The 13,189-nt window shown below is 53.2% G+C and carries 10 protein-coding genes; 2 read left to right on the top strand and 8 right to left on the bottom strand.

All coding sequences use genetic code 11. From position 1 onward, the window contains the following. The first annotated feature begins 196 nt into the window (after positions 1 to 196). Entirely contained in the window at positions 197 to 1,639 is a 1,443-nt protein-coding gene (locus L975_RS17330) for a diguanylate cyclase (protein ID WP_177326640.1), read from the top strand. Between the two features lie 156 nt (positions 1,640 to 1,795). Here the strand turns inward: L975_RS17330 and L975_RS11440 are convergent, their stop codons facing one another. Both L975_RS11440 and L975_RS11435 read right to left on the bottom strand, forming a co-directional pair. Continuing rightward, positions 1,796 to 2,566 carry an ABC transporter permease gene (locus L975_RS11440; protein WP_039045939.1) on the bottom strand — a complete coding sequence of 257 codons (771 nt, stop codon included), beginning with the start codon at positions 2,564 to 2,566 and terminating at the stop codon, positions 1,796 to 1,798. After that, complete coding sequence (locus L975_RS11435) at positions 2,563 to 3,528, bottom strand: ABC transporter ATP-binding protein (protein WP_052181431.1); 966 nt, start codon at positions 3,526 to 3,528, stop codon at positions 2,563 to 2,565. The genes L975_RS11440 and L975_RS11435 overlap by 4 nt, the downstream gene beginning before the upstream one ends. Before the next feature lie 128 nt (positions 3,529 to 3,656). Here L975_RS11435 and can point away from each other — a divergent pair, with 128 nt between their 5' ends. Further along, the gene (gene can, locus L975_RS11430) at positions 3,657 to 4,331 is read left to right on the top strand and encodes a carbonate dehydratase (protein ID WP_010862576.1); all 675 of its coding nucleotides are present in this window, start codon (positions 3,657 to 3,659) and stop codon (positions 4,329 to 4,331) included. Between the two features lie 110 nt (positions 4,332 to 4,441). On the opposite strand, the gene hpt is transcribed toward can, so the two are convergent. The 6 genes from hpt to cueO all read right to left on the bottom strand — a co-directional run bounded on the left by hpt (position 4,442) and on the right by cueO (position 12,951). Next, positions 4,442 to 4,972 carry a hypoxanthine phosphoribosyltransferase gene (hpt, locus tag L975_RS11425; RefSeq protein ID WP_010862577.1) on the bottom strand — a complete coding sequence of 177 codons (531 nt, stop codon included), beginning with the start codon at positions 4,970 to 4,972 and terminating at the stop codon, positions 4,442 to 4,444. Between the two features lie 310 nt (positions 4,973 to 5,282). Further along, positions 5,283 to 6,353 (bottom strand): porin OmpA, encoded by a 1,071-nt coding sequence (gene ompA / locus L975_RS11420; protein WP_010862578.1) that lies wholly within the window; start codon positions 6,351 to 6,353, stop codon positions 5,283 to 5,285. Positions 6,354 to 7,146: 793 nt separating this feature from the next. Further along, on the bottom strand, positions 7,147 to 8,181 hold the full coding sequence (locus tag L975_RS11415) for an ABC transporter ATP-binding protein (protein ID WP_047708744.1): 1,035 nt from the start codon (positions 8,179 to 8,181) through the stop codon (positions 7,147 to 7,149). A gap of 1 nt (position 8,182) precedes the next feature. Next, positions 8,183 to 9,814: an iron ABC transporter permease gene (locus L975_RS11410; protein WP_047708743.1), complete on the bottom strand. Its 1,632-nt coding sequence runs from the start codon at positions 9,812 to 9,814 to the stop codon at positions 8,183 to 8,185. 119 nt (positions 9,815 to 9,933) lie between these two features. Further along, positions 9,934 to 10,953, bottom strand: a complete 1,020-nt coding sequence (locus tag L975_RS11405; protein ID WP_047708742.1) for a Fe(3+) ABC transporter substrate-binding protein — start codon at positions 10,951 to 10,953, stop codon at positions 9,934 to 9,936. A gap of 261 nt (positions 10,954 to 11,214) precedes the next feature. Next, positions 11,215 to 12,951, bottom strand: a complete 1,737-nt coding sequence (gene cueO, locus L975_RS11400; protein WP_039046744.1) for a multicopper oxidase CueO — start codon at positions 12,949 to 12,951, stop codon at positions 11,215 to 11,217. Between the last annotated feature and the right edge of the window lie 238 nt (positions 12,952 to 13,189).

Genomic DNA, 13,189 nt, shown 5'->3' with positions numbered 1-13,189 from the left:
ATAGCCGAAATTTAATAAATTAACACAATGAAACTATAAATAAGCGACACAAACTAAAGCAAAACTCTGAAAAGAACGAACTGTAATGTAAGATACCGCTTTTGGGTTATCACCTTTATTATTTATGCACCGTCTAGCACGTTCTTCATGTCTGGCTCTGCTTGCCTGGGCGATCAGTTATATTGGCTTTGGCTACTTGAGCATACAGTTAACGGAGCTGGCACCCAAAAGCTTGGCACTGTTGTGGTTACCAGCCGGTATCGGTCTATTGATGTATTGCCGTTACGGCAAGCGAGCCTTACCTTGGATTTTTTGCGCCTCATTTGCCGTCAACGGGTATTACTCGCTGCTGAGCACCGATCAACAAATCCTGTATCTGCAATTTAATGTGCAAGATATTGGCTCATTGAATGAAGGGCTGACCGAACTTGGCAATAGTCTCGCATCCAGTATCCTGGCCAGTCTGATTGACTGTTTTGAGGCGTGGCTTGGCTTTCGGATCTGGCGCATTCCAGGCAAAATCTGGGCGCGTTGGAGCCAACCGATGTTGCTGCGTTTTACGTGGATGTGCTGTACCGTGCCTTTTATCAGCGCCGCTTTACAAGGCGTAGTGTTCATCGCTCAACGCCGCCAACTGACCGCCTCTGATAGCGAGCTTAACTGGCTATGCTATATCTTGACCCAAGGATTAAATAACACGCTAGGGATGTTCTTATTAGTTCCCTTGCTGTATACCCTGATGCTGCAACAATACCGAGGACTGCAGGTAAAATGGGTACACTACAGCGCCTGGCTGTTGCTACCTTTCCCACTCTTACTGGCTATTTATCACCCTATTTTCAGTGTGCTGATCTTTGTTTGTTCGGTGTGGCTGGTCCTGCAGTTTCGCTATCTAGGCGCTACCGCCTGCGTCTTTCTGCTCGGTTTGCAAGGGCTCACCCTGTCTTCACACAATCTGCTGTTTCATGCACTATCCGTTGATAGTCACCGCTTAGCTTACTGGGCGATTTTGATTATCTCGATTGGTTTGCCTCTACTGATGCTCGGCCAGATGCAAGAAGAGAACTTGGCAAACCGTACCTTGATGCAATGGCGCATCAACCACAAAACCCAAGCACTCAAACATGCACTGCGCCGCACCGCCAAGCTGGCCAGCGAAGATCCGCTCACCCAACTCTATAACCGAGGTTGGGCACAAAAGCATCTCGAAACGCTATGGCCGCAATATCACGCGACGGCTGGGAAGTTATGCTTGCTGTTTATCGATATCGATCATTTCAAGAAAATAAACGATCACTTTGGTCATCATAGCGGCGATCAGGTGCTAGCCACTATTGCCACGTTATTGCGTAAACATATGCCTGATATCGCGATGATTGCTCGCTGGGGTGGGGAAGAATTTATTATCGCGCTGCACAGTTACCCGTTGCAGCACATTGAGCAGCAAGCCAAACGACTTTGCCAGCAGATCGCTTTGCATCCCTTTGCCCACGGCGAGCCGGTAACCGTCAGTATCGGGATTGTCGCTAATCACGCAGCAGAGAGCCTGTCATCGGCATTGAATCGCGCCGATCAGGCGATGTATCGCGCCAAACAGCAAGGGCGCAATCAGGTCGTCAGTTGTCCGATGCTGGCTTAAGGCAGCATCGGATAACCCAGCGCTGAGCACAAAAAATCCCGCCGCAGGCATGCCTGTCGGGCGGGATTGAAAAGGAAATATCCCCATCTTGGCAAGCTAAGCGCGTACAGATCAAAGCTCGCGATGCATTGCACTAAATGAGTTACATTAGCAACATTAGCTGCGCAACCCCACGCCACGGGAAATCAGATGCCACGCAAAGGCATACAGCCCCAGAACGAACATCAGCAGCACGCCGAAGGTCATCGGTAAACCGACGTCGGAAATACCGAGAAAGCCCTCACGAAAACCGCTGATCATGTACACAATCGGGTTTAAGCGCGATACCCCTTGCCAGAACGGGGGCAGCAAGGTCAGGGAGTAAAAGACGCCGCCCAGATAGGTCAATGGAGTCAGTACAAAGGTCGGAATGATGCTGATGTCATCAAAGGTACGGGCATACACTGCGTTAATCAGGCCACCAAGGGCAAACACGATAGACGTCAGCAGTAACGTGGTTACCACCACCCACCAATGCTGCACTTCCAGCGGAATGAAGAACAGTGACACCGCCGTCACCATGGCACCGACACACAAACCGCGCGCCACACCACCACCGACATAACCCCAGATAATCACATGAGTCGGCACCGGTGCCACCAGCAGCTCTTCCACGTTGCGCTGAAACTTGGAGCTAAAAAACGACGACGCTACGTTGGAGTACGAGTTGGTGATCACCGACATCATGATCAGCCCCGGCACGATAAACTGCATGTAGGTAAACCCATGCATGTCGCCAATGCGCGAGCCAATCAAGTTGCCGAAAATCACAAAATAGAGCGACATGGTGATCACTGGCGGCACCAGCGTCTGCACCCAAATCCGCATAAAGCGGGTGATCTCTTTAATCCAAATACTTTGCAGCGCAACCCAATATAAACGCATCATGCCTGCTCTTCCTCTTGTGTAGCCGCCGCGTCAGATACCGGCGTCTCTCCCTCTTGCTCACCGCGAACCAACGTGACAAACAGCTCTTCCAAGCGGTTGGCTTTGTTACGCATACTCAGCACACGAATACCTTGCTGACTTAGCTGAGAGAAAATGCCGTTTAGCCCTTGCTCACGCGCGACCACCACTTCCAAGGTATTGGTATCCAAGAGCGTTGCCTGATAACCGGTCAGATTAGGGAGTGGGCTGTGCGGTGCCAGATCCAAGATAAAGGTCTCGTTCTCCAGCTTCGCCAGCAGCGATTTCATCGAAGTGTTTTCAATCAGCTCGCCACCTTGAATAATGCCGATATTACGGCACAGCATCTCGGCTTCTTCCAGATAGTGAGTCGTCAAAATGATGGTAGTGCCCTGCGCATTAAGCTCTTGCAGAAAACTCCACATCGAACGACGCAACTCGATGTCCACCCCAGCCGTCGGTTCATCCAGAATCAACAGTTTCGGCTCATGCATCAAAGCGCGCGCAATCATCAAGCGACGCTTCATCCCACCGGAAAGCATCCGTGCGCGGCTATCGCGCTTTTCCCATAAATCCAGTTGGGTCAGGTATTTTTCGGCGCGTACCAATGCTTCTTGGCGCGTGATGCCGTAATAACCGGCCTGATTCACCACTATCTGCAACACCGTTTCAAACGGGTTGAAATTAAACTCCTGCGGCACCAAACCTTGTTGGCGTTTGGCATTAACCAGATCGGTATCGATATCATGACCAAACACACTCACCTTGCCGGCCGTTTTGTTCACCAGCGAACTGATGATGCCGATGGTGGTCGATTTACCCGCGCCATTAGGGCCGAGTAAGGCATAAAAATCCCCAGCTTGCACTTGTAAATCAATGCCACGCAGTGCCTGCACCCCGTTGCTGTAGGTTTTGGTTAAGCCTTTTATTTCCAGCGCATACATATGCTCTGTGCTCCTGATTCACCGTGCGGTATTTGGTAACAGTTAACGTTTGTTTTTCCCGTCAGTTACCTTATATTGGCAAAGCTTTATTATACGCAAGACACGCTGACTTAACAGGGACGCCACCAATGCACAACATCGAACGCCTGATGCACAATAACCGGATCTGGTCCGAAAATATCAGCAACGAAGACCCGTCCTACTTTGAACGGTTGGCCCAGACCCAAAAGCCGCGTTATTTGTGGATTGGTTGCTCCGATAGCCGCGTGCCGGCCGAACGCCTAACCGGAATGGCGCCGGGTGAACTGTTTGTGCACCGTAACGTGGCCAATCTGGTGATCCATACCGATCTTAACTGCCTGTCGGTCGTGCAATACGCCGTAGACGTGCTGCAAGTTGAGCACATCATTATCTGCGGTCACTACAGCTGTGGTGGGGTACAAGCGGCAATCGATAACCCTGAACTGGGCCTTATCAACAACTGGCTGCTGCATATCCGCGATATTTGGTACAAGCATAGCCACCTGCTGGGCAAGATCCCGCATGATCAGCGCGGTGATATGTTAAGTGAACTGAATGTGATTGAGCAGGTGTATAACCTCGGTAACTCCACCATCATCCAATCAGCGTGGAAGCGCGATCAGAACGTGATGCTGCATGGCTGGGTTTACGGGATGCAAGACGGTCTGCTGCGCGATCTGAAAGTCAGCGCAACCAGTCGTGAGACGTTAGAGATGAATTATCGCAGCGCGATGGCGACCTTTATTCAGCAACACCAAGTGCTACCGACCGAGCAAGAATAAAGCGCGCTTAAATCTAAGAGTAATAATCAATCAGCGCCCGTAGGCGCTGATTAGCAAGCTGACATTAACAAACGAACATCAGCACGCTGAAATTTCTGGCATTCGCAGGCTTACTCTTGCGGAACCACTTTGCCGATGTACGACAGATTACGGTATTTTTGCGCATAATCGATGCCGTAACCCACCACAAACTCATCAGGGATGGTAAAGCCAACCCACTCCACCGGCACCTCAACTTCGCGGCGCTCTGGTTTATCCAGCAGCGTACAGATAGCCAAGGATTTCGGGCTACGCAGACTTAAAATCTCACGCACTTTGCTCAGGGTATAACCGGTATCAATGATATCTTCGACAATCAGCACATCTTTACCGTTGATGTCATCATCCAGATCTTTCAGGATCCGCACATCACGGTTGCTGTTCATGCTGTTGCCATAGCTGGATGCAGTCATGAAGTCGACTTCTTGCGGCAGATCGATACTGCGCGCCAGATCCGCCATAAACATGAATGAGCCGCGCAGCAGGCCGATTAACACCAAGTCATTGCTACCCTGATAATGCGCCGTGATTTGGGCGCCCAGTTCAGCAATCCGGTTTTTGACTTCCTGCTCGGAGATCATGACTTCAACGGTATGTTTCATTGATTTTATCCAGTTGATTTTCAATAACGTTATTGAGGTTGCCGCGCATGGTTCCACCGCGAGCAGTTCCACCGCAAGACAGTTCCACCGCACGCCAACCGGTTTAAGAGTGTGACCGGGCTGACTGGCGCCCCGTGCGGACACACAGCACGCCACTCCGGACCGCGCAAGTATACCAGAGACTCCGGTCGACTGCCGCTCTCGCACCTACCTCCCGCCAGCACCATAAAAAAATCCCCGTCGGCCAAGGCCAGACGAGGATTTTCAGATTGATGATAACTGGTGTTACACAGAGAGGTTCAACGTACGCTTATTGCGCCTGTTGTACATCAACCACTTGCGCTTTAGTGCCTTGAACTTCGATGTCTACACGACGATCGGGAGCCAAGCAAGCAATCAGCGCGTTACGGTTATGGATCCCGTCACATTTAGTGCCGGTTACTGGATCCGCTTTACCGCGGCCTTCCACGCTAATCATGTTCGCTGGCGCACCCAGTTGTTCCAGATAGTCGGCTACAGACTGCGCACGCTCTTTAGACAGCTTCATGTTGTAAGCATCAGAGCCGATACGGTCGGTATAACCAATCACAATCATGCTCTGATTAGTCAGCCCCATGTCACCGATTTGGCTATACAGTTTTTGCAGCGCTTGCTGACCTTCGGCCTTCAAAGTGGCTTTGTTGAAGTTGAACAGCACGTCAGAAGTCAGTGTGAAATGCTTGGTTTCTACTTCTGGCGCCGGAGCAGGGATTGGCGCTGGCACTGGCGCAGCTTCACCGAAGTGATACGCAACACCCAAGCTCAGCATACCGTTATCGGCTTTCATACCGGTATCGGACTCTTTACCCATTTTGCCCACCCACTGGTATTCCATACGGCCAGACCAGTGGTCGTTGAAGGCGTATTCCGCACCCAATGCCGCCACTGGCGCTACACCGTACTTGTCACCGTTGTGATCAAAGTGGGTGTTATCCAGATTACGCATATCAGCACGATAGCCCATGATCCCCAGACGGGTATAGATATCCATGCTGTTGTTCCAAATTGGCAGCGGATAGCTCAGTTTACCGGTCAGTTGAATACCTTGGCTGCTGAAGCGGCCGTCGCCATCATGCAGGGTATGCACACGCATGTTACCCATGTAGTCATAACCCAATTCAGCAGCTAACCATGGATTAAACTGGTAGCCCCCGAAGATACCGCCACCCACGTTGTTTTTCTTGGTGTCGGTTACGGTCATGTTGCTGTCGTCAGACAGGCTGTAGTACTGACTCCAACCCAGTTTGGCACCAGTGTACCAAGTACCAGATTGAGGAGCTGCTTGGGTAGATGCGGCGAATGCCATGCCGGCCAGGGCCAGAGCGATTACTGTTTTTTTCATTGCGCGCCTCGTTATCATTCTGAAGACATAGGACTGAATCATCAGGCATTTTCCGCAGTTACACACATCACGCTAGTCACGTGACTCTGCCGGCCAAATAAACAATCCTTGCCTGAGTCTAAGTTCGCGGCGTGACCGACATAAAACACCACTCGCATCCCAAATACGATGGCTGTTTTAGGCAGCACGTCTTGATTAGGCAGTCTACTCAGCGCACTGGCCGATGCTAGCCTGACGCTGGCGCATTGCGTAAAAAAGTGTTTATCGCTCAATCAGTTCCACCCAGCTTAAAACCTCATTGGGATGAAAAAACTGATCACAGAAAGATACCGTTACCCGCAAGAAACAGCGCCACCGATGACGTACTGCGTAAGCCAATTGCACCGCCACCTTACAACCGGTTACCGCTGTTCATGTTCGCTCACGGTTAGTTGCATCCCTAGATGTAAAGGGCGGTGAAAGCGGTAACAGAATATGTCGAACAGAACCGGTCAAATCCGCCAGTTAAGCGCCTATATTTGGTTACGTTCGCGCATAAATAATCATCAATTTTCTTGGCTAAAAACGGTCTAACTTAATCGCCAGAGCTATGCTTTTTTCCCTGCGCTCTCCTCAAGAGAAACAAGGCCAAGAGAACAGAGACCTGCAAGCAGGAAAAACTCAGAAGGGAAAAGCAAAGAAGAGAAGAGAAGAAAAAACGAACCAGCACACAGCAACACAAGACGCCTCTTCCCGATTAACCAGAGTTAACCGAAAAGAGACACTCTTTTGCGCCTACTAACTGACGAGCACCTTAACGAGCAAACAACACCGGCACTTGGCAATCCACCGCCAGATGCACACGCTCACCCGGCTGCAATGGCGTATTGGCGTGGATCATCAAACACACCCCCGCCAGCTCGACATGATAACAGCTGATGCTACCGAGGAACTGGCGACTGATCACCACCGCTTCACCGTTCGGATCGGCACGCAGCTGCATCTGCTGCGGACGCAGCATCCACTCCACCTCACTGCCGGCAGCAAACGGCAATACTTCAGGGAAGGTAAAGCGCCCCAGCAGGGTATCCAGCGTCTGCTTATCCTCGCCCACCGTGGCCACCAGATAATTGGCCGAGCCGAGGAAATCGGCCACAAAGCGACTGTGCGGCTGATGGTACAGCGCCGACGGCTCACCGATTTGTGCAATGCGCCCTTCGTTCATCACCGCCATACGATCGGAAAAGGCAAAAGCCTCTTCTTTGCTGTGGGTAACGAAAATGGCCGCCACCCCACGATTTTTTAAGATCCGGCGGATCTCCTCAATCATGGCAAAACGCACCTGCGTATCGATGTTGGAAAACGGCTCATCCAGCAACAGCAACGCCGGCTTGCAGGCCAGCGCCCGCGCGATCGCCACCCGCTGCTGTTGGCCACCGGATAGCTCGTGCGGGAAACGCTTTTCCAGCCCATCTAACCGCACCAACGCCAGCATCTCCGCGACCGCCGCGCGGATCTGCGCTTTCGGTTGCCCATGCAAACCAAAGCCAACATTTTGCTCCACGGTTAAGTGCGGAAATAGCGCGTAGTCTTGAAAGATCATGCCCAGATGGCGGTGCTCTGGCGCAACCGTCATCCCGGCGCAGCTCATGCTGTCACCGGCAATCAAGATCTCGCCATCACTGAGCGGCAACAAACCGGCAATCGCTTTGAGCAAGGTGGTTTTACCGCAACCACTGCTGCCAAGCAGACAAAGAATTTCATTCGGTGCCACATGCAGTGACAGATTTTGCAACACCGCCTTGCCTTCATAACGGCAGGTCAGGTCGGTAGCAGATAACGCATACATATCAGGACTTCCGCTGTAACGACAAGTTCAACCAAATCACCGGCAACAGACCCACCAGCACCAGTACCAGCGCCGGCAACGCCGCCAGCTCCAGCTGTTCATCGGAGGTAAAGGTAAAGACATGGGTGGCCAGCGTGTCAAAGTTAAATGGCCGCAGCAGTAAAGAGGCATTCAGCTCTTTCATGCTTTCGATAAACACCATCATTGCCGCGGTCAATAACCCGCGACGCAGCAACGGCAGATGCACCCGCCGCAACATCGACAGCGGACGGCTGCCCAGCGTACGACTCACCATATCCAGCGACGGCGACACCTTGGCCAAGGTGCTCTCCACCCCACCGACCGCCATCGCCGAGAAACGCACACTGTAGGCAAACACCAGTGCCAGTAACGAGCCACTGAACACCAACCCCGGCAGCGGCAACCCCAACGACTTAGCCAGTGCATTCAGCCCGTGATCGGCGCCGGTCAGCGGGATCAGCAAACCAATCGCCAGCACGGTACCCGGCACCGCATAGCCCAAAGAGGCCAAACGCATCGGCACGCTGCTGTAATTGCGTGGCTGTAAACGGTGATAAAAGTTCAGCAGCAGCGCCACCAACAAGGTCAGACCGGATGCCAACAGAGACACACTCAGACTGTGCCAGCTGTACGTTAAAAACTGCGCCGTCCACGACTGCTCAAAATAGAGCATCACCCAATACAGTAATTTACCGACCGGCAAACCAAACGCCAACAGTACCAGCGTCCAGCAATACAGCTGCGCACCGGCAGAGCGCCAACCATGCAGCGGCATCAGTTCATGCGCTTCACGCCCCATATGCTTTTGATAGACGCGCTGACGCCGCCGGCTATAACGCTCTAAACTGACCAGCACAAACACCGCCAGCAGCATCAGTGCCGCGATTTTAGACGCCGCACTGAGATCGCCATAGCCCAGCCAAGTGTCATACACCGCAGTGGTTAAAGTCGGCACCGCAAAATAGGCCACGGTACCAAAATCGCCCAAGGTCTCCATCGCCACCAGCGATGCCCCCACGGCGATCGCCGGACGCGCCAGCGGCAAACACACCCGCCACAATACCTGCCATGGCGAGGCGCGCAGCAAACGCGCCGATTGCAGCAATGTCGATGATTGCTCCATCAAGGCAGTACGGGTCAGCAAATAAATATACGGATAGAGCACCAGCGCCAAAATCAGGCAGGCGCCGCCTAAGGTGCGGATCGGAGGAAACCAGTAATCTTGCAGGGTCTGCCAACCAAACAAGGCGCGTAAACTGCCCTGCACCGGCCCAGAAAAGTCCAGCAAATCGGTATACAGATAGGCCACCAAATAACCGGGCAGCGCCAGCGGCAAACAGAGCGCCCACTGCAACACTTTTTGGCCCGGAAAGCGGTACATCGCCATCAACCAAGCCGCCGGTAAGCCGAGCAATAAGCTCAAGCCCACCGTGCCTGCCACCAGTAGCAGCGAGTTGGTCAAATAACTGCTCAGTACGCTGTCCCACAGGTGACCAAACAGCTCACCGGAAGGCGACGACGCCTCAAAGAAAATGGCCGCAATCGGAACGACCAGCAAGAGCCCGCACAGCCATGCGGCAAGGCTCCAGCCCAGATTTTTCGGTTTACGCATGATACAACTTCATCATCAGGTCTGTGCCGGCGCAGCAACGACAACAGGGACAGCGGAGAAACTCTCCCTGTCCCTGTGCATCAATGTCTGCCTGTCGGTGTACAACACCGTCAATCGACTTACAGATCGAACTTCACTTCATCAATCAGCTGCAGAGCCTGATTGTAGTTATTGGCGATGGTCTCCAGTGGCAGCTTATCTGCCTTGAAGGTGCCCCATGACGCCACCAGCTCCGATGGTGCTACATCGGCTTTCACTGGGTATTCGTAGTTCACTTCCGCGTACATGTGCTGCGCAGTATCGCCGCTCAGGAACTCCATCAGTTTGATTGCGTTATCTTTGTTTGGTGCATACTTGGTCAGCACCACACCACTGATATTCACGTGCGTACCATCAGCCTGCTGGTTCGGGAAGTTAATGATCGCCGATTCAGCCCATGCCTTTTGCTTGTCATCTTCCAGCATCTTACCTAAGTAATAGCTGTTACCCAGCGCCAGATCGCACACACCTTCTTTAATGGCTTTCACCTGATCGCGATCGCCACCTTGTGGTTTTTGCGCCAAGTTAGCCTTCACGCCTTCCAGCCACGCACGGGTTTTCTCTACCCCTTGATGGGCAATCATCGAGGCCACCAGAGAAACGTTGTAGGCGTTTTTACCGGAGCGCACACACACTTTACCCTTGTACTTCGGATCGGCCAGATCCGCATAGGTAAAGCTCAGCGGCAAAGGACCTACGCGATCTTTCGAGGAGTAAATGGCTCGCGCACGCAGGGTCAGAGCAAACCAGCGGCCATCCGAGTCACGGTATTGCGCGGGGATATTTTTCTCCAGCACCGCATCTTGCAGTGGCTGCGCCAAACCGGCATTCACCACTTCCATCACGCGGCTGATATCCACGGTCAGCACCACGTCCGCAGGGCTCAACTCACCTTCACGCTTAAGGCGCTCCACCAAACCTTTTTCGGCGTACACCATGTTGACCTTGATGCCGGTCTCTTTGGTGAACTCGTTGAGCATCGGCTCAATCAGATACGGTTGACGATAAGAATACACATTCACTTCATTGTCAGCGGCCAGCGCAGTGCCGGAAACCAAGGTGGCAGCCAGTAATGCCAGAGAGCTAAACGTACGCTTCATCTGTTCTTTTATCCCTATCGTTATGTGAGCTATCGTTGGAGTATGCTGACGCCGAAGGCGAATATGCCGTCTGACAGTCCGTTCGATTTAAGTAACACGAGTGATAACAACTATCATTTCTATTAATTATACGGATTCGCCGTCGCCTGTCATCCCCCTTTCCGGCTCTGCACATAAAAAAAACAGCCGGTCAGAAAACTACCGGCTGTTTCTCTCGCATTTATCACACTCACATCGCAGAGTTACTGGCTCATTGAGGCGTTAACCCACGGTAAAAGACAGCATCATGCCGGTATCTTCGTGCTCCAGCAGATGGCAATGCGCCATGTAAGGATGAGCCTGACCTGCTGGGAAGCGAAACTGCACCAAAATCTCGCTCTCATCGCCCTCGACACGCACGATATCCTTCCAGCCCTGACGATGCAGCGGCGGTGTCTGGCCATTTTCGCGCAGAATGCGGAAACGACAGCCATGCACATGGAACGGGTGCAGCATCATGTCGCCTTTACCGGAGATGATCCAGCGCTGCCACTGCCCTTGCGGGACATGAAATGCCGGCGTGGTCATCGAGAACGTCTGGCCGTTGATCCGGTTGCCGTGCAGGATATCTGGCGGTGAGCTGGCCGCGTTCATATCATGCTGCCCAGCGGCCATATCATGGCCGGCATGTTCACCATGCGCCATGGCCGGCATACTCATCGCGCCCTCATCACTGACACTCTCACTCGCCGCCTTGCTAGGGGCAGCGTGAGCAGGGCTACCGCCGTGGCCGGCATGCGGATCACTGACCGTTTTCGCGGCGCTGGCCGCCGGTGCACTCGGCATGCCGTGCATGGTATGCATAGCATGCACGCCTATCATCGAGCCCATCGCCGCCGGGCCGTATTTATCCATCAGCGCCTGCATCCCTAATCGGTCGAGCTCCGGATCCATACTCAGGTGCAAGGTTTGTGTCACCGCTGGCAATGGCGTCACTAACGCCGGTAATGCCACTAAGCTAGCCGGCAAGACGGTCACGCCCGTTTGTTCGCTCGGCTGGATTTGCAATACCGGTAACGGCTTATCAAACGGCGCTAAAGTCATCCCCATCTGACCGACGGGCAACAGCAACAAGTCGAACGGCTTGCCGTTGTGGGTCGATACCAGCACTTCAAAGCGCTCACCGGGTAGCAACTCCAGCTCTGGTACAGCAACCGGAGCAGCCAAAAAGCCGCCGTCACTGGCAATCACCTGCAACGGCTGGCCGTCACTGCAGGCTAATTTCATGCTGCGTGCATTGGCGCCGTTTAATAACCGCAGACGCAGCCATCCCTTCGGTGCTCGATGCTGTGGGTACACCGCGCCATTGGTCAGCATCACGTCACCAAACCACCCGACCGCCGCACTCATCACATCCAGCTGATAATCTATCTGCCCATCGGCCTGCAAACGGCGATCTTGCAAGATCAGTGGAATGTCATCCACGCCCCACTCTTTGGGTAGCGCTAACCGGCGGCTCTCGTCATCTTCCAGCAGTAATAAACCGGCCAGCCCCATGGCGACATGACGTCCGGTCACTTGATGCGGATGCGGGTGGAACCAACAGGTCGCTGCAGGTTGATCCAGCGTCAGCTGCGCCGTCCAACTCGCTCCCGGAGCGATCATCTGATGTGGACCGCCATCTTGATCGCCGGGGATCTCCAGCCCGTGCCAGTGAATAGTGGTCGCTTCCGGTAGCTGATTAATCACCTTGAGCGCAGTGCGTTGACCGCGCTGTAGCTGTAGCGCTGGTCCCAGAAACGGGCCATTGATGCCCCACGTTGGGGTCGGTAATCCGGCATGCCAATAACTGGTGCCGGTTTGTAAGGTCAGCGCCACCGGCTGCTCTGCATCAGCCACGACCAGCGGGGGGACAGGTAAGGCACGCGAGGGAATGCCCAATTTGGCCCACACCATGCCACTCCAACTGCTGCTGAGGCCCACGATAGAGGCCAGTTTTAGAAAGTCTCTGCGCTGCATAGCCGCTCCTGTTGTTTATCCACGGTTCACTCTGCGTTGCGTATATGCAGGCTAAAGCTTCCAGCAGGCGGAAGGTCAAGCGATATTTTACAGCCACGCCACAACTATGCCACAACTTGCTTATATTGCGGTTACGCGCCCAAGCGAAAGCTCACTAAGAAAAAGACAGAAGACAGAAGACAGAAGACAGAAGACAGAAGACAGAAGACAGAAGACAGAAGACAGAAGACAGAAGACA

Origin of the sequence: Plesiomonas sp. ZOR0011 (genome assembly GCF_000800945.1) — a bacterium.
Lineage (GTDB): Bacteria > Pseudomonadota > Gammaproteobacteria > Enterobacterales > CAMTGL01 > Plesiomonas > Plesiomonas shigelloides.
Note: the sequence above shows the minus strand (reverse complement) of the source record. Positions and strands in the feature narration are given on the sequence as shown.

Excerpts from the sequence above, each read along its gene's own strand:
- L975_RS11415 (WP_047708744.1), bottom strand. The coding sequence starts at position 8,181 with ATGTATGCGTTATCTGCTACCGACCTGACCTGCCGTTATGAAGGCAAG.
- L975_RS11435 (WP_052181431.1), bottom strand. The coding sequence starts at position 3,528 with ATGTATGCGCTGGAAATAAAAGGCTTAACCAAAACCTACAGCAACGGG.
- L975_RS11405 (WP_047708742.1), bottom strand. The coding sequence starts at position 10,953 with ATGAAGCGTACGTTTAGCTCTCTGGCATTACTGGCTGCCACCTTGGTT.
- cueO (WP_039046744.1), bottom strand. The coding sequence starts at position 12,951 with ATGCAGCGCAGAGACTTTCTAAAACTGGCCTCTATCGTGGGCCTCAGC.
- ompA (WP_010862578.1), bottom strand. The coding sequence starts at position 6,353 with ATGAAAAAAACAGTAATCGCTCTGGCCCTGGCCGGCATGGCATTCGCC.
- can (WP_010862576.1), top strand. The coding sequence starts at position 3,657 with ATGCACAACATCGAACGCCTGATGCACAATAACCGGATCTGGTCCGAA.
- L975_RS11410 (WP_047708743.1), bottom strand. The coding sequence starts at position 9,814 with ATGCGTAAACCGAAAAATCTGGGCTGGAGCCTTGCCGCATGGCTGTGC.
- hpt (WP_010862577.1), bottom strand. The coding sequence starts at position 4,972 with ATGAAACATACCGTTGAAGTCATGATCTCCGAGCAGGAAGTCAAAAAC.
- L975_RS11440 (WP_039045939.1), bottom strand. The coding sequence starts at position 2,566 with ATGATGCGTTTATATTGGGTTGCGCTGCAAAGTATTTGGATTAAAGAG.